The following is an 18,372-nucleotide window of genomic DNA, read 5'->3' as shown; positions in this document are numbered from 1 at the left end:
TTTAGACGAATAACATAGTAACAAACTTAAATAACAATTTTATTAACGTTATTCTAGTTTAATACTTGTATTTTATGTGTAAATGCTTAAAAAACAGTATGTTGTTTTTATGTGTTTTATTCTAATAAAATTGAGAAAATATACAGACTTTCAAAATCCTTTTGTTATATAAACATATAGAGCTTAGGTATTAATAATTTAAAACAGATGTTAGATTATAATATTAATAACTCTACTTAGAACATCATTCTTAAGTGTTAAAAAACGAGGTCAAGTGCTAAATACATAATATATATATGATAGAGATTAGTGTAAAGGATGTTTCGAAAGCTTTTTAATTAAAAGAGAATGGTTTGGACTATTTATTGATTTTAAGTGTTTTATAAATAAAAAAGCGCTTAGGCTTTAGCGTTTTTTTGTTAAAGGCGTAAGTAAGGAAGCTCATACCTTACCGACCATTTAATTATACTAACTAATTATACAAACATATATGAGTACAGTCTGGTTTTTTGAAGATGTTAATTTATTTAATATGTTGTGTCCACATAAGTTTAAAGCTTATAAAAAGGGACATTCTTTTTCAGAATATAGAAAGAAAGATTATATCTATTTTGAAGAAGATGCGTCTAACAAAATCTTTTTGATTGAAAAAGGAAAAGTAAAAATCGGATATTATAATGAAGATGGAGAGGAAGTTGTTAAAGCCATTCTAGCTAAAGGCGAACTCTTTGGAGAAAAAGCCATTTTAGGAGAATCTAAGCGTGACGAATTTGCCCAGTCTTTAGATAATACAACATCTATTTGTCCAATAGGCGTAGATACTATGTATGATTTAATGCGAGATAATCAGCCTTTTAGTTTTAAAGTCTATAAGTTTATTGGGCTAAAATTTAAAAAACTAGAGCGTAGGTTACAGCTGTTGCTTTTTAAAGATTCTAAAACCAGATTAATTGAGTTTCTTGCAGAGCTATGTGCAGACTCTGGCTATAACTGCCCAGAAACAGGAGATACTGTAATCTGTCATCATTATACACAAAGTGATATTGCTTCATTAATAGGAACTTCAAGACCAACATTAAATATTCTTTTAAACGAACTTAAAGAGGAGAATTATCTAGAATTTCATCGTAAAGAAATCAGAATATTAAAAAAAGTCGCATAATTTTTTCATTTGTGTTAGGTAGCTAACAAAACAACTTATTGTTATCCCATAGATTTGCTTCATAAATAATTAATAACAAATATTAAAATATAAATTATGAGGAAATTAGTTTTAGGAGCAGCCTTTTTAGGTTTAGTAGGAATGTCATGTTCAAGTGATGATGATAATTCAAATGTAAATACAACACCAGACGGATCATTTACTGTAACTATTGAAAATATAGCACCAGTTAATGCCTATTTAAAATCGGGTATATTTAACACACCAACAGGAGATTCTAGCCCAGGACCTGCAACACCAGGAAAAAAATATGAATTTGTAGTAGATGCTGGTAGAAGCCAGAGTTTATCATTTGTAACCATGTTAGCCGCAACTAATGATGCATTTTTTGGACCAGGTAATGACGGAATTGCGTTATATGATGAAAATGGAAATCCTATTTCAGGAGACGTTACAGATCAAGTATATCTTTGGGATGCAGGAACAGAAGTTAATGAAGAGCCTTCAGTAGGACCTAATACAGTTACGAATCAATCAGGACCAAATACAGGTGTTGTTGAAAATGGAAATGTATTATTAATGAGTAATGTTACAAATGGAGACGCTTTCGATTTTCCAGAAGTGAACGAGATCATTAATGTAAGTGTAACTTATATGCAAGGGACTCAGTTTTTAATTAGTATTGAAGATTTAGCCGATGCCACATTATCTACAAGTTTAGGCGATAGAGTAGCGCCACTTTCTCCAGGTGTATATGTTGTACATGGCGGAACTAATCCTTTATTTACTGAAGGTGAACCAGATTTAGGACAAGGTATAGAGAATATTGCAGAAGATGGTGATGTAACAAACTTAGGAACGTATACAGCAGAAAATACAGGAGTAACTTATCCAGCATCTCCAGGGGTTTGGGTAATTCATGAAGATAATACAAATCCATTATTTACAGAAGGAACAGTAGATTATGGAAATGGTGTTGAAGCTATTGCAGAAGATGGAAATGTAGCAATCTTAGGCGCTAACATTTTAAGTTTATCAGGAGTTACCGAAGGTGCTATTATGAATACACCAGTAGGAAGTAGTAGTGCAGGACCAATTTTACCAGGTAGTTCTTACGAGTTTACTTTTGATGCTCAAATAGGAGATCATTTATCTTTTGTAAACATGTTAGCAGCAACTAATGATGTGTTTCTTGGAACAGATGATGATGGAATTGCGCTTTTTAATACAAGTGGAGTGGCAATTAACGGAGATGTAACAAGTAGTATCTATTTATGGGATGCAGGAACAGAGGTTAATGAAGAACCTGCAATAGGTCCTAATACAGTAACAAACCAATTAGATAGTGATACTGGGGAAGAAGAAAATGGAAATGTTTTACTTTTAAGCGATGTTAATGATGGGTTTACATATCCAGCAGTAAATACACTTCTTAAAGTAACAATTACAGCAAACTAGTAATTATAATTGAAATCGAAATTCTTAATGTAATTAGAATTTTGTTGCTAAATTTGAAACGCATTCATCTTAAAGATGATGCGTTTCTTTTTTTTTATACAGTGTATATTATGTTAAAATCAAAAAAAAATAAAATTTCCAATATCATTTTTGGCGCTTTTTTAGTGTTATTAATTATTCCACAAACACGACAACCTATTCAGGTCTTTATCCAAAAAGGATTAGCATTATTTGGTCCTTCTGTAGAAGCTATAGAAAATCAGAAGCAGATTGATTCTTATCAATGGAAATTAATAGATTTAGATGGAAATTCCTACGATTTTAAATCTGCTCAAGGAAAAGTTGTTCTTGTTAATTTTTGGGCAACTTGGTGCCCACCTTGTATTGCAGAAATGCCAAGTTTGGTAAATTTACATCAAGACTATAAAGATAAAGTGCAGTTTCTGTTTGTGTCTAATGAAGAGCAAAAGGTTATCGAATCGTTCTTAAAAAAGAAAGGGTTTCATATTCCTGTACATCAACCTATTTCAGTTATTCCAGAGCGTTTAAATACATCTACAATACCTAGAACATTGCTAATAAGTAAAGCAGGGAATATTGTAATCGATAAAACGGGAGCTTCCAATTGGAATAGCGATACGGTAAGAGAAACTATAGATAAATTGTTAAATGAGTAAGTTTTAGTTTTAAAAGACTTCTATTTTACTTTTAAATCGTTTCAACAAGGCGTATCAATAGTAATAACTAATTTAAAAAAGTAAAAAAACAAGAGTAAGAATAGTTGGTGAGTGATAACTTTTCATTTTGTTTGAGTACAAAATGAAAGAAAATATACACTATAATATGTAAGGTTATACAAATAAAAAAAGGTTAAACATTGCTGTTTAACCTTTTCTGTGACCGGGCTGGGGCTCGAACCCAGGACCCTCTCCTTAAAAGGGAGATGCTCTACCAACTGAGCTACCAGGTCATTGTTTTTCTTTCTCTATAACGAGGGTGCAAATATACGACCTTTATTTAGAAAAACAACCTATTTTTAAAATATTTTTTATTTATTTTATTCTTGAATGAAATAATCTGTTTTAAAGCCTTGTAAACAAGTTGTTTGTGTTGTTTTTAAGCGTTTTAAAACAAGGAAAAATATAAAATAAGTAAAAGTGCGCACGAGAAGATTCGAACTTCCACGTCCTAAACGGACACTGGCCCCTCAAGCCAACGCGTCTACCAATTCCGCCACGTGCGCATTATAATAAATAGGATGTAAAAATAAAAAAGGTTAAACAAATATGTTTAACCTTTTTCTTGTGACCGGGCTGGGGCTCGAACCCAGGACCCTCTCCTTAAAAGGGAGATGCTCTACCAACTGAGCTACCAGGTCTTTGTTTTTGTTTGCGTATTGCGGGTGCAAATATATCATCTTTATTTAGAATTCCAAGCGTGTTTCTGATTTTTTTTTCGTTTTTTTGTTGCTTAAATACGTATGTTTTTAAGGATCAATAAAAAACACTTTAAATGAATTTAATTTTAATAGGGTATATGGGCTCGGGGAAGTCTACTTTGGGTAAAAAATTAGCAAAAGCACTTAATTATCCTTTTATAGATTTAGACGATTATATAGAAGAACAAGAACAGTTATCTATTCCGGAATTGTTTAAATCACGTGGAGAAATCTATTTTAGAAAAAAAGAGAATGAGTATTTAAAAGGGCTTTTGGAAGAACAAAATAATATTGTTTTAGCGCTTGGAGGTGGTACACCGTGCTATGCTAATAATATGGAGTTAATCACACAACATAAAAATGCAAAATCTTTTTACTTCAAAGCCGGCATAAAGGAGTTAACAAGTCGTTTAAAGCATGAAAAAGAAAATCGACCATTATTAAGTCGATTTAGTACAGATAATGAATTAATGGAGTTTATAGGGAAGCACATGTTCGAGCGTGCAGTATACTACAATCAAGCTCAGGTTGTAATTCCTGTAGATAATACTACAGAAATGGCCGTGTTGGATGAGGTGATGTCTCACTTAGTCTAAATAGGCTTCGTAATTTTTTCCATCAAAATCTACTGTGACGTGTTCCTTTAAGGACGTAGATAAAGAGATACCTTTAAAATCGGCTTTAACAGGGTATTTTTTGTGATTTCTATTGACTAATACAGCGGTTTTAAATTGCTTTAAAGGCACGTCTAAAAAAAAGCGTACACCATATATTAAAGCGGTTCCTGAATTTAAAACATCGTCAATTAAAACAATCGATTTATTAGTGTATTCATCGACTCTTAAAGATGTTTTAATGTCATTTCTTGGATTTTTTTTATCAATAATAACTTTACAAAGTACAGGCTTTATAGGTGAAATTTTACTTAAAATTGATTTTAGCTTTTTGGCTAAAATATAGCCATTACTGTCTATTCCTGCTAAAATCACTTCTTCCTCATAGACATTACTCTCATAAATTTGATACGCAATACGTTTTATTTTATGATTGATTTCATCGTGAGTTAAAATAATATTTTTAATAGCTTCCATTTGTGTATTAGTATTTAATCAAAGATAAAAAGAGTTTTTTTATCCCGTTATTATTTTAAGAATTAAAATATAAGTTAATATGAGGAATTAAGAATGCTCCTTAACGGCATCTCCATCCTGATCGTCTTGATAGTCGTCTATATCTCTACGGTCTTTTTTGGTTGGGCGTCCTGTTCCTTTTTTACGATAATAATCTTTAGCATATTTTAATAACTCTTGAGCCTCGAAAGCTTCTTTAGGTGTGGTATCTACACGGTAAATATCTACCAATTTAGCACCAACACGGTTTGCAGGCAAGTCGTTAATCTTTAAACTATAGTTTACTTGATCTTTTCGGACTTCAATTTTATCTTGTGGATATACGTCCCGACTTGGCTTTACTACAGCACCATTTACTTTAATATGTCCCTTTTTGCATGCTGTGGTCGCGATACTTCTTGTCTTGTAATACCTTACACACCATAAATATTTATCTATTCGCATTCTATAATTGTAAAAATCGTAGTTTAACTAAACACAACACGTAACATATTATTTGTTACGCGACTTATACTTCAAAAATAAGCAATAAAGAAATTACGAGCAGTCTCTTTAACTATTTTATTACAGTTTTAATACAGAGATGTAAGTCATATATCATATAGTAAGACTCCTAAAAATGGTCTATAATTATTAAAGCTAATTTTATATTAAAGTGGTTTCTTGAATTTAAATTTTTAAAGATAAACTTAAGATTAGTTGATCGGGTCTAGAATCTATAGTAACGATATGTAAACCATTGTTTGTAATAAATTCTAATTCATAATCTTCCAATCCGCGCTCGTATCTTAGATCAATTCCAATACGTTTAAAGTTGAAAGCTATTCCGAAATTAAGTCCTACAGTAATATCTTCACTACGATCTTCTGCTTTTATGTCATTTAAATTCGTGTCAATAACATATTGAAGTGTTGGTCCTGCAAATATACTTAAAGGTCCAATTAATTGTACACCGATTAAAGCTGGTGCATCTACTTTCTGAACATTAAAGTTGTCTTGGTTGTAAGTGCTACTGGTTTGAGTATACATGACTTCCGTTTTAAGGTAAATGTTGCTTCCAAACTTACCAAAAACACCCAGATGAAAACCAAAGTCTCTATCTGGGTGTTTTATATGCTCGCCTACAGAAGAAATATAACTACCGTTAGCACTATAATTTACTCCCCCTTTAATACCAAAACCAGTGCCCTTTTGTGCTGAAGAAATCTGAATAGTTCCAACAATAACACAAAGCATCATTATTAATTTTATCATAGTTGTCGTGTATAATGATGTTTTAAGTCTACGAAACTACTAAAATTATTTTCTTTTTATCGAGGATTTAGGAAGGTTAACGGGGAATTCATGCTGAATTGTAAATTTGATAGTATTAAAAATAAATTCAGGTATTGTTTGTATTAATTCTGTGAAATTTAAGCCGTATTTACATTTTAATAGATAAACTAAGAATAAGCTGGTCTGGTCTAGAATCTATCTTTACGTCATTAGAAGTGTTGTTATTAATAAAATCAGTTTCGTTGTTGTTAAATCCGCGTTCATATCTTAAGTCAATACCAATAGTACGTATGTTTAAAGCAAAACCAAAATTTAATCCCATGCTAAGTTCTTCTTCAATGTTATCATAATCAATGTCATCAAATTTAGAATCGATTATATATTGAAATGAAGGTCCAGCAAACACACTTAAAGGCCCAATTATTCGAAAACCTACTAATGCAGGTAAATCTATTTTTTGAATTTCTAAATCAGTATGATTGTATGCGCTACTGGTTTTTGTATACATTAACTCCGGTTTAAAGTATAGTTTGCTACCAAACTTAGCAAAAACACCCAGATGGAAACCAATGTTTCTGTCTGAGTGTTTTATATGATCGCCTACAGAGGAAATGTAATTTCCGTTAGAGCTATAGTTTAAACCGCCTTTAATACCGTAACCTGAACCAGATTGTGCTGATGTAAGTTGTAAGGCTCCTACAACAACACAAAGCATTATGATTATTTTTTTCATAGATTTCGTTTTTAATGAATGTTTACATTAAACGCGAAATTAACAAAATTATTTTCTTTTAATAACCGTTTCGCAAGCGTTTATAATCGCTTCTGCATTTAATTGGTATTTATCCATAAGCTGTGCAGGTGTTCCAGATTCTCCAAAAGTATCTTTTGTACCTACAAATTCTTGAGGTGTTGGATTATTAGTTGCTAATACACGTGCAACACTTTCTCCTAATCCACCAAGAATATTATGCTCTTCGGCGGTTACAATACATCTTGTTTTTGCAACAGAATCTAAAATGGCTTTAGCATCTAAAGGCTTAATGGTATGAATATCTATAACTTCTGCAGAAATTCCTTTTTCGTATAATGCTTTTGAAGCTTCTAAGGCTTCCCAAACTAAGTGACCTGTTGCTACAATAGTAACATCTGCTCCTTCTGTTAATTGAAGGGCTTTACCTATTTCAAATTTTTGATCTGCTGGTGTGAAAATTGGCACTGACGGACGACCAAAACGTAAGTAAACAGGACCATCGTATTCTGCAATAGCTATAGTTGCTGCTTTTGTTTGGTTGTAATCACAAGGATTAATAACCGTCATTCCTGGTAACATTTTCATTAATCCAATATCTTCAAGAATTTGGTGGGTTGCTCCATCTTCTCCTAAAGTTAAACCCGCGTGAGATGCACAAATTTTCACATTCTTATTAGAATACGCAATAGATTGACGAATTTGATCGTAAACACGACCTGTAGAAAAGTTTGCAAAAGTTCCTGTAAACGGAATTTTTCCACCAATGGTTAAACCTGCTGCAATTCCCATCATGTTTGCCTCTGCAATACCAATTTGGAAAAAACGTTCTGGATTTTCTTTAATAAATTCGTCCATTTTTAATGAACCAATTAAATCAGCACATAAAGCCACAACATTAGGGTTTGTTCTTCCAAGTTCAGCTAAACCTGCTCCAAATCCGCTTCTTGTATCTTTTTTTTCTGTATATGTGTATGTTTTCATTGTCTTTTTAGATTGTGAAGATTAGTAGTCTCCTAATGTTTCAGGATTTTGAGATAAGGCATTTTCTAATTGTTCGTCGCTAGGTGCTTTACCGTGCCAAGCGTGAGTGTACATCATAAAATCTACACCATTACCCATAACGGTTTTTAATAATACACAAACGGGTTTTCCTTTTCCTGTTAATGCTTTTGCTTCTGCCATACCTTTTAATATAGCATCTATATCGTTTCCTTCTTCAACAGTTAAAACATCCCAACCAAAAGCTAAAAACTTAGCTTCAATGCTACCCATTGGTAAAACGGTATCTGTAGAACCGTCTATTTGTTGTCCGTTTAAATCTATGGTACAAATTAAATTGTCTACCTTTTTTGCTGAAGCATACATAATCGCTTCCCAGTTTTGGCCTTCTTGTAACTCACCATCACCATGTAAAGTGTAAACTAATTTATTGTCCCCATTTAATTTCTTAGCTTGTGCAGCACCAATTGCTACAGACATACCTTGGCCTAAAGAACCAGATGCAATACGTACTCCAGGTAAACCTTCGTGAGTAGTTGGGTGTCCTTGTAATCTAGAATTAATTAATCTAAAAGTGCTTAATTCTTCAACTGGGAAATATCCAGCATGTGCAAGTACACTGTAAAATACAGGAGAGATGTGTCCGTTAGACAAGAAAAATAAATCCTCGTTTAAACCGTCCATATCAAAACCGTCTTTACGGTCCATAACCTCATTGTATAGGGCAACTAAAAATTCTGCGCATCCTAAAGAACCTCCTGGGTGACCAGAGTTTACTTTGTGTACCATGCGTAGAATATCTCTACGAACCTGAGTCGTTAAATCTTGTAATTCTGTTGTGTTAGCCATGTTTTATAACTTGATTTTTAAAGGCTCAAAAATAACCCTTTATGTCTGTTTAGCAAATTAATATTTTGGTAATTTGCGTAAAGGTTTACTTAAAGGCCTCTATTCTTAATTACATGCGAATTGTTTTTAGTAATTTTGACTGTAAACCCTCTCAAATTGAACATATAAAAAGATTATTATAGTAATGATTCTTAATTTTTTTTAAATACCAATACATATCACAGCGAGTTAATTATATTTGCCGACTGATGATTTTTTGAACATGATATTCGACTTAAAAGCCAAAGACCCACAAAGTAAAGCCAGAGCTGGAGTAATAACGACAGACCATGGTAAAATAGAAACACCAATTTTTATGCCCGTAGGAACCGTAGGTTCTGTAAAAGGGGTGCACCAACGCGAACTTAAAGATGATATTAATCCCGACATTATTCTTGGGAATACTTATCATTTATACTTACGCCCAAAAACCAAAATCCTTGAAAAAGCAGGTGGTTTGCATAAATTTATGAATTGGGATCGTAATATCTTAACCGATTCTGGAGGATATCAAGTATATTCTCTGTCTTCAAATAGAAAGATAAAAGAAGAAGGGGTGAAGTTTAAATCGCATATTGATGGAAGTTACCACGTGTTTACTCCAGAAAATGTAATGGAAATTCAACGAAGTATTGGAGCAGATATTATTATGGCATTTGATGAATGTACGCCTTACCCTTGCGAATATAATTATGCCAAACGTTCTATGCATATGACACATCGTTGGTTAGAACGTTGTTTAACGCATTTAGATAAAACACCCTTAAAGTACGACTATGGTCAAACATTTTTTCCAATAGTTCAAGGTAGTACCTATAAAGACTTACGTAAACAATCTGCAGAATATATTGCAGGAGTTGGAGCCGAAGGTAACGCCATAGGAGGTTTGTCTGTAGGAGAACCTGCCGAGGAAATGTACGAAATGACAGAGATTGTAACAGACATTCTTCCGGAAGATAAACCCCGTTATTTAATGGGAGTGGGAACGCCAATAAATATTTTAGAAAATATAGCTTTAGGTGTAGATATGTTCGACTGTGTTATGCCAACGCGTAATGCCAGAAACGGGATGCTATTTACGGCTTACGGTTCAATAAACATAAAAAATAAAAAGTGGGAAGACGATTTTTCTCCTATTGATGAAATGGGTATCACTTTTGTAGATACAGAATATTCTAAAGCCTATTTAAAACATTTATTTTCTGTAAATGAATTATTAGGAAAGCAAATTGCAACCATTCATAATTTAGGATTCTATTTGTGGTTGGTTCGTGAAGCGAGAAAACATATCTTAGCTGGAGATTTTAAAGTTTGGAAGGATATGATGGTTAAACAAATGGATAATAGACTATAGTCTTGAAGATATTAGATTGGTACATATTAAAACGGTATTTGCTCACATTTTTAATGATGTTGTTGCTGTTTATTCCTATTGGAATTACCGTGAATTTAGCTGAAAAAATTGGTAAAATTTTAGAAAAAGAAGTGCCTTTTGTCGAGGTGGCTTTATTTTATTTAGATTTCACCATTTATTTCGCTCACCTTTTATTTCCGTTATTTTTATTCCTTTCCGTGATTTTTTTCACATCTAAATTAGCAAATAATACAGAGGTTATAGCCATCTTAAGTTCAGGAGTATCTTTTTCTAGATTCTTACGTCCTTATATGATTGGGGCAACCGTGGTTGCTATTTTAGCATTATTTTTAGGAATGTATTTAGCTCCCGAAGCGAGTAAGGGGTTTAATGATTTTGATTATAAATACTTTAAAAATAATAAGAAAGCAGTAGAAACGGGGAGTGTGTACCGACAAATTAACGATCACGATTTTATTTACGTAAGTAGTTTTGATGCCAAGAACAGAATGGGACAAAACTTTTCTCTAGAACATGTTGTAGATAATAAGTTAGTTTATAAAATGAGTGCTAGAAATATTCGTTATATAGAAAAAGACTCCGTGTATCGTATGGTAGATTATGTGAAACGCACAGTGGGAGAGAATGACGATGTTTTTGAAACAAAACGCCGTAAAGACACTATTTTTAGTTTCGATTTAGAAGATTTAACACCTCTAGAATATATTGCCGAGACGTTAAACTATCGCGATTTAAATCAGTTTATAGAAAAAGAAAAACGAAGAGGATCTTCCAGTATTGGCCGTTACGAGTTAGTGAAATTTAGAAAGTGGAGTTTACCTGTTTCAGTATATATATTAACTATTATCGCCGTTGCGGTATCGTCTAAAAAACGCCGTGGAGGTATGGGAGTTAACCTTGCCTTTGGTGTTAGTATAGCCATGGTTTTTGTCTTCTTCGACAAAATATTTGGTGTTATGGCAGAGCAGTCCGATTTTTCACCATTGGTAGCTGTATGGTTTCCTAATATTATTTTTGGGGTGCTAGCCGCCTACCTATTATATAATGCGAGACGTTAAATTACTTAATTATCTGCATATGCACCTGTTGGTGTTTATAGCAGGGTTTACGGCTATATTAGGCGAGTTAATTACCATAGATGCTATTCCTTTAGTGTGGTACCGTATGCTTATGGCTACAGTATTAATGTATATATACATTCGTGTTAAACGTATTCCTATTAAAGTGCCTCCAAAAACAATTCTTAGATTTGCGTTTGCAGGTATTATTATTGCTTTACATTGGATCACTTTTTTTGGAGCTATAAAAGTATCAAACATTTCCATTACATTATCCATGGTATCTTCGGGGGCTTTTTTTGCCTCTATTTTAGAACCTATTATTCATAAACGGAAAATCATTAAATACGAAATGGTGTTTGGAATAGTGGTTGTTTTGGGTGTTTTTTTAATCACTCAAAGCGAACTTCAGTATATTGAAGGTATAATATTAGGAATTACTTCAGCATTTTTATCGGCTTTATTTGCTGTTTTAAATGGTAAATTTGTGAAGCAATATCGCCCTTCGGTAATCTCCATTTACGAGTTTATTAGTGGGGTACTATTCATCACTTTATTTATAGCATTATTTGGTTCAGGCTTTAATCAAGATTTTTTTAATGTTGCAGAATCCGATTTGTGGTATTTGTTTATTCTAGCCTCAGTATGTACTGCTTATGCCTTTATTGCTTCAGTAAAAATCATGGAACATGTTAGTCCATATACCGTAATGCTTACCTTTAATTTAGAACCTATTTACGGTATTATTTTAGCGATAATATTATTCCCAGAGAAAGAAAAAATGTCGACCAATTTTTACTTCGGTGCTGCTTTTATTTTAGGTGCTGTAGTGCTTAACGGTTTATTTAAAAATTGGAAAGCTTTAAAAAGAAAAGAGTCTTAACAAAATATCAACGCTAAAGTTTTTATATTTGTAGGCTAACTAAAAAACAAAACCTTCATTTGGTATGGAATATTTAGAATTTGAACTTCCTATAAAAGAGCTAGAAGAGCAATTAGATAAATGCGAGATTATAGGTAAGGAAAGTGATGTAGACGTATCAGAGACTTGTAAGCAGATTGAGAAAAAGCTTATCGAGACTAAGAAAGAAATATATAAAAACTTAACACCTTGGCAACGTGTAATGATGTCTAGACATCCAGACAGACCTTACACTTTAGATTATATTAAAGCCCTTTGCGGAGAATCTTTCCTTGAAATTCATGGAGATAGAAATGTAAAGGACGATAAAGCAATGATTGGTGGGCTAGGTAAAATTGGCGACCAAAGTTATATGTTTATCGGACAACAAAAAGGATTTAATACCAAAACAAGACAGTTTAGAAATTTTGGGATGCCAAACCCTGAAGGTTATCGTAAAGCTTTACGTTTAATGAAATCTGCCGAAAAGTTTGGAATTCCTGTAGTAACTTTAATTGATACTCCAGGTGCATATCCAGGTTTAGAAGCTGAAGAACGCGGACAAGGAGAAGCTATCGCTAGAAATATTTTAGAGATGACCCGTTTAAAAGTACCAATTATTACGATAATTATTGGTGAAGGTGCTTCCGGTGGTGCATTAGGTATTGGTGTAGGAGACCGTGTATTGATGTTAGAAAATACATGGTATTCTGTAATTTCACCAGAATCTTGTTCTTCTATTTTATGGCGTAGTTGGGAATATAAAGAACAAGCAGCAGAAGCGTTAAAATTAACGGCTTCAGATATGAAAAAACAAAAGTTAGTAGACGAAATTGTGAAAGAACCAATTGGTGGTGCACACACAGATCGTAAACAAACATTCGAGATCGTTAGAACTGCTATTATAAAATCTTTCGATGAACTTAAAAACTTATCACCAAAAGATTTAGTAAAAAAGAGAATGGCTAAATACGAAAATATGGGTGTCTATAAAGATTAAACCTTTCTATACCCCAATGTTATAAATCTGAAGCCATCTCGCTTCAGATTTTTTTATGGTTATTAACAAAATATATAAGTTATTAACAGTTAAGATGTTGACTAATCGTTAACATCAACCATTAAAAATCATGTATTAATAACATCATTTTAGTTACTTTCGCACTTATGAAACAACCCAATCAATTACAAGGATATAAAGTGGATAAAAGCACTTTAATCAATTTAGAACGTGGTAAAATACCACCTCAGGCTCTTGATTTAGAGGAAGTTGTACTTGGAGCGATGATGATTGATAAAAAAGGTGTCGATGAGGTTATCGATATTCTTAGTGCAGATGCATTTTATAAAGAGTCGCATCAATACATTTTTGAAGCTATATTTCAACTGTTCGAGAACAGTGAACCTATTGACTTATTAACCGTTTCTAGTCAATTAAAGAAGAATGCTAAGCTAGATGTTGCAGGAGGCGATTTTTACCTGATTTCGTTAACTCAAAAGGTGTCTTCTTCAGCGCATATCGAATTCCATGCACGTATTATTTTACAGAAATTTATTCAGCGTAGTTTGATTAAAATTTCTTCTGAAATTATTGAAGAAGCTTACGATGAAACCAAAGATGTTTTCGACTTACTAGATGCTGCCGAAACCAAACTATACGAAGTTACCCAAGGGAACATTAAAAAGTCGAGTGAAACGGCACAAGACTTGGTAATTCAAGCCAAGAAAAAGATTGAAGAAATATCAAATAAAGAAGGGTTAAGTGGTATTCCTACCGGATTCGATAAGCTAGATAAATTAACCTCGGGATGGCAACCTTCCGATTTAATTATCGTAGCGGCTCGTCCAGGGATGGGAAAAACAGCATTAACCTTATCTATGGCGCGTAATATTGCTGTCGATCAAAATATACCTGTTGCCTTTTTCTCCCTAGAGATGGCTTCTGTGCAGTTAATTATGCGTTTAATATCTTCTGAAACGGGATTATCTTCAGAAAAATTAAGAACAGGAAAATTAGAAAAACACGAGTGGGAGCAATTAAATGTAAAAGTAAAAGGACTTGAAAAAGCACCACTTTTTATTGATGATACCCCATCGCTTTCTATATTCGATTTACGTGCAAAAGCCAGACGTTTATCGTCGCAACACGGCATTAAACTAATCATGATTGACTACTTGCAGTTAATGACTGGTGGACCAAGCCATGGAGGAAACCGTGAACAAGAGATCTCGATGATTTCTCGAAACTTAAAGGCTTTAGCGAAAGAATTAATGGTGCCTGTAATAGCACTGTCTCAGCTGTCGCGTGCGGTTGAAACCCGTGGTGGTTCTAAACGTCCACTGCTTTCCGACCTTCGTGAATCTGGTGCGATCGAGCAAGATGCCGATATTGTATCGTTTATTTATCGTCCAGAATACTATAAAATTGAAGAATGGGATGATGATGAGCGTTCTCCTACAGAAGGACAAGCCGAGTTTATTATCGCTAAACACAGAAATGGTGGATTAGAAAACATTAGATTGAAGTTTATCGGTAACTTAGGTAAGTTCGATAATTTAGACGATTTCGATTCGCCATACGAGTTTCATAGTAAAATGAATACGAATCCTAATGAAGACTCTGGTTTTGCATCAGGAAATAGTTTCCCTACACCAACAGATGCGTTTGGTAGTGCTATGAACGAAGACGATGATAACGACGTACCGTTTTAAAATATAAATAACACACCGTTTTTAAAACCATGAGTATTACTTAAACGTAATGTTCATGGTTTTTTTGTATATGAATTTAAGGTTGAGAGTAAAGCGCAACCCAACACGAAATTAATAGATCCTTTAATCTTTTGATAAAGTATTTTAAAGCACATTAAAAATTAAGTATCTTTCAACTTCAATTATATCTACACCTATTTTGAAACGCATTCTATTCGTCTTATTCTGTTTATTGCTTTCGGCAAACACATTTGCATCATATATTCTGATTCCTATGGATGCCGATGGGCAAAAAAATCATTTAAAAGCATATGGTATGACGTATTGGGCACTCGATAAACAACTTAAAGTAAAGTGGTTGTTAAATTATCGAGGTGGTTCTTTTTTATTACCAGATACAGATGCTATTCAACGAGAATGCCAGATTCGAGGCGTGTCTTTCGAAGTCTTATCGACGTCTAAATCAGAGCAAATTCTAGAATTAATAGAGAGTCCAAGTCAGAATATGGAAGCTGTAGTACTAGAAAAAGCACCAAAAATAGCAGTATATACACCTAAAGGAAAATTACCTTGGGATGATGCCGTAACAATGGTGTTAACCTATGCCGAGATTCCGTATACAACGATTTACGATGAAGATGTTTTAAACGATAATTTACTGCTTTACGATTGGTTGCATTTGCATCATGAAGATTTTACTGGCCAATTTGGTAAGTTTTATAATAGTTTTAAAACGACTGCTTGGTATATAGAAGATAAAAAAGAAGCCGAAGCTTTGGCCAAACGTTTAGGTTATAACAAGGTTTCTGATGAGAAATTGGCTGTGGCTTTAAAAATAAGAGACTATGTGGTTGGTGGCGGATTTATGTTTGCCATGTGTAGTGCGACCGATTCTTTCGATATTGCGTTGTCTGCCGAAGGGGTCGATATTTGTGAAGCCATGTTTGATGGCGATGGGAGCGATCCTAATTATCAGAAACAGATAGACTATGCTAAAACCTTTGCTTTTACAAATTATACTTTAGAGCGCAATCCGAAGGTGTATGAGTTTTCGTCTATAGATATGACGTCTAAACGTCGGATTTTAAAAGATGCAGATTATTTTTCATTAATGGACTTTTCTGCAAAATGGGATCCTGTACCTACAATGTTGTGTCAGAATCATACCGCTTTGGTTAAAGGGTTTATGGGACAAACAACGTCGTTTACACGCGATGAAATTAAATCGAATGTTTTAATTCTAGGAGAGAATAAAAGTAATGGTGAAGCAAAATATATACACGGTATAAAAGGAAAAGGATTCTTTACATTCTATGGTGGTCACGATCCTGAAGATTATACCCATAAAGTTGGAGACCCAAAAACAGAATTAGAACTACATCCTACTTCTCCAGGATATCGTTTAATCCTAAATAATGTCTTGTTTCCTGCTGCAAAAAAGAAGAAGCAAAAGACTTAGTGGTGAGTTGTGAAATCGTGAAGACTTAGGCCTATCGAGAGTGTAACGTAAAATATACAGTGAACAACTCATAAAATTCTAAGCTGTTTAAGCAAATAAGTAATTATTAAAACCAAAATCACGATTATAAACCATGAATTTTCAGTCATAATGAACGAAGAAGCGGAACTGCACTACGCAGTAGTAAGCATGAAGCTTCGATAGTGAATGCTACGCAGTAATGACCTAGAAATTCATTTGATCTTTTGGCTTGGTTTATCCAGAGCGATAGCGAAGGATCTGTACAAAAAATTATTATATGATAATAAATCCAATGTCATTCCAAGATACGAGGAATCTATTTTTAATATGTTCATTTTTTTCATCGCTAAAAAAACGAACCAAAAAAAGCTAGGCTGACTAAAACGTATCTAAATGTTAGGCTTCAGTACTAAATTTTAAGAACTCGCTTGTAATTATGTAATCCTAATCAAAACATGGGTATATTAATATCAATAGCATTAATCAACTTTGATCATGCTCAAACAGCTTAAAATTTTACGTACTGTGCACTGCACATTTTACGATACCCTTTAGATAGGCCATTACTACAATTAGTGATTTATGGTTGAAAAAACTTTGAGAATCAATAAATATCTAAATATCAGAAAGTAATCCAATGTCATTCCAAGGTACGAGGAATCTATTAGAGCATATTATCAAAGAAAGCAAAAACATAATCCTATACATAAATCACCAATAGAACCTCCATGAATTTTCAGTCATAATGAACGAAGAAGCGGAACTGCACTACGCAGTAGTAAGCATGAAGCTTCGATAGTGAATGCTACGCAGTAATGACCTAGAAATTCATTTGATTTTTTGGTTCGTTTTGTATCAAGACAAAATGAACAGAGAAGATAAAAAGAGTATTCATTTGATCTTTTGGCTTGGTTTATCCAGAGCGATAGCGAAGGATCTGTACAACAAATTATTATATGATAATAAATCCAATGTCATTCCAAGATACGAGGAATCTATTTTTAATATGTTCATTTTTTTTATCGCTAAAAAAACGAACCAAAAAAAGCTAGGCTGACTAAAACGTATCTAAATGTTAGGCTTCAGTACTAAATTTTAAGAACTCGCTTGTAATTATGTAATCCTAATCAAAACATGGGTATATTAATATCAATAGCATTAATCAACTTTGATCATGCTCAAACAGCTTAAAATTTTACGTACTGTGCACTGCACATTTTACGATACCCTTTAGATAGGCCATTACTACAATTAGTGATTTATGGTTGAAAAAACTTTGAGAATCAATAAACATCTAAATATCAGAAAGTAATCCAATGTCATTCCAAGGTACGAGGAATCTATTAGAGCATATTATCAAAGAAAGCAAAAACATAATCTTATACATAAATCACCAATAGAACCTCCATGAATTTTCAGTCATAATGAACGAAGAAGCGGAACTGCACTACACAGTAGTAAGCATAAAGCTTCGGTAGTGAATGGTACGCAGTAATGACCTAGAAATTCATTTGATTTTTTGGCTTGGTTTATCCAGAGCGATAGCGAAGGATCTGTACAACAAATTATTATATGATAATAAATCCAATGTCATTCCAAGATACGAGGAATCTATTTTTAATATGTTCATTTTTTTCATCGCTAAAAAAACGAACCAAAAAAAGCTAGGCTGACTAAAACGTATCTAAATGTTAGGCTTCAGTACTAAATTTTAAGAACTCGCTTGTAATTATGTAATCCTA

The 18,372-nt window shown here is 33.3% G+C and carries 16 protein-coding genes and 3 tRNA genes; 10 read left to right on the top strand and 9 right to left on the bottom strand.

Features of this window, described 5'->3' with window-relative positions; genetic code table 11:
- Positions 1–490 precede the first annotated feature (490 nt).
- From Q1B05_RS15985 to Q1B05_RS15975, 3 genes are all read left to right on the top strand, one after another.
- A complete protein-coding gene (locus Q1B05_RS15985; protein ID WP_299781969.1) occupies positions 491–1,162 on the top strand; it encodes a Crp/Fnr family transcriptional regulator in 672 nt (223 codons plus the stop codon).
- A gap of 96 nt (positions 1,163–1,258) precedes the next feature.
- A complete protein-coding gene (locus Q1B05_RS15980) occupies positions 1,259–2,620 on the top strand; it encodes a spondin domain-containing protein (protein ID WP_299781967.1) in 1,362 nt (453 codons plus the stop codon).
- 110 nt (positions 2,621–2,730) lie between these two features.
- The gene (locus Q1B05_RS15975; protein WP_299781966.1) at positions 2,731–3,297 is read left to right on the top strand and encodes a redoxin family protein; all 567 of its coding nucleotides are present in this window, start codon (positions 2,731–2,733) and stop codon (positions 3,295–3,297) included.
- 220 nt (positions 3,298–3,517) lie between these two features.
- On the opposite strand, the gene Q1B05_RS15970 is transcribed toward Q1B05_RS15975, so the two are convergent.
- The 3 genes from Q1B05_RS15970 to Q1B05_RS15960 form a co-directional block, all read right to left on the bottom strand.
- Positions 3,518–3,590 (bottom strand) — tRNA-Lys (locus Q1B05_RS15970).
- 188 nt (positions 3,591–3,778) lie between these two features.
- Positions 3,779–3,863: transfer RNA gene (locus tag Q1B05_RS15965), tRNA-Leu, on the bottom strand.
- Positions 3,864–3,925: 62 nt separating this feature from the next.
- Positions 3,926–3,998 (bottom strand) — tRNA-Lys (locus Q1B05_RS15960).
- 134 nt (positions 3,999–4,132) lie between these two features.
- Here Q1B05_RS15960 and Q1B05_RS15955 point away from each other — a divergent pair.
- Entirely contained in the window at positions 4,133–4,654 is a 522-nt protein-coding gene (locus Q1B05_RS15955) for a shikimate kinase (protein ID WP_299781964.1), read from the top strand.
- Here the strand turns inward: Q1B05_RS15955 and Q1B05_RS15950 are convergent.
- From Q1B05_RS15950 to Q1B05_RS15925, 6 genes are all read right to left on the bottom strand, one after another.
- A complete protein-coding gene (locus Q1B05_RS15950) occupies positions 4,646–5,149 on the bottom strand; it encodes a phosphoribosyltransferase family protein (protein WP_299781962.1) in 504 nt (167 codons plus the stop codon). The two genes, Q1B05_RS15955 and Q1B05_RS15950, sit on opposite strands and share 9 nt — an antisense overlap.
- Before the next feature lie 87 nt (positions 5,150–5,236).
- The gene (locus Q1B05_RS15945) at positions 5,237–5,632 is read right to left on the bottom strand and encodes an RNA-binding S4 domain-containing protein (RefSeq protein ID WP_299781961.1); all 396 of its coding nucleotides are present in this window, start codon (positions 5,630–5,632) and stop codon (positions 5,237–5,239) included.
- Positions 5,633–5,857: 225 nt separating this feature from the next.
- Positions 5,858–6,442 carry an outer membrane beta-barrel protein gene (locus Q1B05_RS15940; RefSeq protein WP_299781959.1) on the bottom strand — a complete coding sequence of 195 codons (585 nt, stop codon included), beginning with the start codon at positions 6,440–6,442 and terminating at the stop codon, positions 5,858–5,860.
- A gap of 169 nt (positions 6,443–6,611) precedes the next feature.
- Positions 6,612–7,196, bottom strand: a complete 585-nt coding sequence (locus Q1B05_RS15935; RefSeq protein ID WP_299781957.1) for a porin family protein — start codon at positions 7,194–7,196, stop codon at positions 6,612–6,614.
- Positions 7,197–7,244: 48 nt separating this feature from the next.
- Positions 7,245–8,198, bottom strand: coding sequence for a transketolase family protein (locus Q1B05_RS15930; protein WP_299781955.1), 954 nt, complete (start codon positions 8,196–8,198; stop codon positions 7,245–7,247).
- Positions 8,199–8,219: 21 nt separating this feature from the next.
- Positions 8,220–9,065, bottom strand: a complete 846-nt coding sequence (locus Q1B05_RS15925) for a transketolase (RefSeq protein WP_299781953.1) — start codon at positions 9,063–9,065, stop codon at positions 8,220–8,222.
- 262 nt (positions 9,066–9,327) lie between these two features.
- On the opposite strand from Q1B05_RS15925, the gene tgt reads away from it, so the two are divergent.
- The 6 genes from tgt to Q1B05_RS15895 all read left to right on the top strand — a co-directional run bounded on the left by tgt (position 9,328) and on the right by Q1B05_RS15895 (position 16,609).
- Positions 9,328–10,458, top strand: a complete 1,131-nt coding sequence (tgt, locus tag Q1B05_RS15920; RefSeq protein WP_299781951.1) for a tRNA guanosine(34) transglycosylase Tgt — start codon at positions 9,328–9,330, stop codon at positions 10,456–10,458.
- Positions 10,459–10,514: 56 nt separating this feature from the next.
- Positions 10,515–11,537 (top strand): LptF/LptG family permease, encoded by a 1,023-nt coding sequence (locus Q1B05_RS15915; protein WP_299782053.1) that lies wholly within the window; start codon positions 10,515–10,517, stop codon positions 11,535–11,537.
- Positions 11,524–12,420 (top strand): DMT family transporter, encoded by an 897-nt coding sequence (locus Q1B05_RS15910; protein WP_299781949.1) that lies wholly within the window; start codon positions 11,524–11,526, stop codon positions 12,418–12,420. The genes Q1B05_RS15915 and Q1B05_RS15910 overlap by 14 nt, the downstream gene beginning before the upstream one ends.
- Positions 12,421–12,484: 64 nt before the next feature.
- Positions 12,485–13,438, top strand: a complete 954-nt coding sequence (locus tag Q1B05_RS15905; protein WP_299781947.1) for an acetyl-CoA carboxylase carboxyltransferase subunit alpha — start codon at positions 12,485–12,487, stop codon at positions 13,436–13,438.
- A 167-nt stretch (positions 13,439–13,605) separates the two neighbouring features.
- Positions 13,606–15,150: a replicative DNA helicase gene (gene dnaB, locus Q1B05_RS15900; protein WP_299781945.1), complete on the top strand. Its 1,545-nt coding sequence runs from the start codon at positions 13,606–13,608 to the stop codon at positions 15,148–15,150.
- Between the two features lie 274 nt (positions 15,151–15,424).
- Complete coding sequence (locus Q1B05_RS15895) at positions 15,425–16,609, top strand: asparagine synthetase B (protein ID WP_366944403.1); 1,185 nt, start codon at positions 15,425–15,427, stop codon at positions 16,607–16,609.
- Positions 16,610–18,372 lie beyond the last annotated feature (1,763 nt).

It is taken from the genome of uncultured Formosa sp. (assembly GCF_947500765.1).
In the GTDB taxonomy this organism is placed as follows: domain Bacteria; phylum Bacteroidota; class Bacteroidia; order Flavobacteriales; family Flavobacteriaceae; genus Formosa.
The sequence above is the reverse complement of the archived record's forward strand: the minus strand, read 5'-3'. Positions and strand labels throughout refer to the sequence as shown.

Excerpts from the sequence above, each read along its gene's own strand:
- Q1B05_RS15930 (WP_299781955.1), bottom strand. The coding sequence starts at position 8,198 with ATGAAAACATACACATATACAGAAAAAAAAGATACAAGAAGCGGATTT.
- Q1B05_RS15955 (WP_299781964.1), top strand. The coding sequence starts at position 4,133 with ATGAATTTAATTTTAATAGGGTATATGGGCTCGGGGAAGTCTACTTTG.
- Q1B05_RS15940 (WP_299781959.1), bottom strand. The coding sequence starts at position 6,442 with ATGATAAAATTAATAATGATGCTTTGTGTTATTGTTGGAACTATTCAG.
- Q1B05_RS15950 (WP_299781962.1), bottom strand. The coding sequence starts at position 5,149 with ATGGAAGCTATTAAAAATATTATTTTAACTCACGATGAAATCAATCAT.
- Q1B05_RS15910 (WP_299781949.1), top strand. The coding sequence starts at position 11,524 with ATGCGAGACGTTAAATTACTTAATTATCTGCATATGCACCTGTTGGTG.
- Q1B05_RS15925 (WP_299781953.1), bottom strand. The coding sequence starts at position 9,065 with ATGGCTAACACAACAGAATTACAAGATTTAACGACTCAGGTTCGTAGA.
- Q1B05_RS15945 (WP_299781961.1), bottom strand. The coding sequence starts at position 5,632 with ATGCGAATAGATAAATATTTATGGTGTGTAAGGTATTACAAGACAAGA.
- Q1B05_RS15905 (WP_299781947.1), top strand. The coding sequence starts at position 12,485 with ATGGAATATTTAGAATTTGAACTTCCTATAAAAGAGCTAGAAGAGCAA.
- Q1B05_RS15975 (WP_299781966.1), top strand. The coding sequence starts at position 2,731 with ATGTTAAAATCAAAAAAAAATAAAATTTCCAATATCATTTTTGGCGCT.
- tgt (WP_299781951.1), top strand. The coding sequence starts at position 9,328 with ATGATATTCGACTTAAAAGCCAAAGACCCACAAAGTAAAGCCAGAGCT.
- Q1B05_RS15895 (WP_366944403.1), top strand. The coding sequence starts at position 15,425 with ATGGATGCCGATGGGCAAAAAAATCATTTAAAAGCATATGGTATGACG.
- Q1B05_RS15935 (WP_299781957.1), bottom strand. The coding sequence starts at position 7,196 with ATGAAAAAAATAATCATAATGCTTTGTGTTGTTGTAGGAGCCTTACAA.
- Q1B05_RS15980 (WP_299781967.1), top strand. The coding sequence starts at position 1,259 with ATGAGGAAATTAGTTTTAGGAGCAGCCTTTTTAGGTTTAGTAGGAATG.
- Q1B05_RS15985 (WP_299781969.1), top strand. The coding sequence starts at position 491 with ATGAGTACAGTCTGGTTTTTTGAAGATGTTAATTTATTTAATATGTTG.
- dnaB (WP_299781945.1), top strand. The coding sequence starts at position 13,606 with ATGAAACAACCCAATCAATTACAAGGATATAAAGTGGATAAAAGCACT.
- Q1B05_RS15915 (WP_299782053.1), top strand. The coding sequence starts at position 10,515 with ATGTTGTTGCTGTTTATTCCTATTGGAATTACCGTGAATTTAGCTGAA.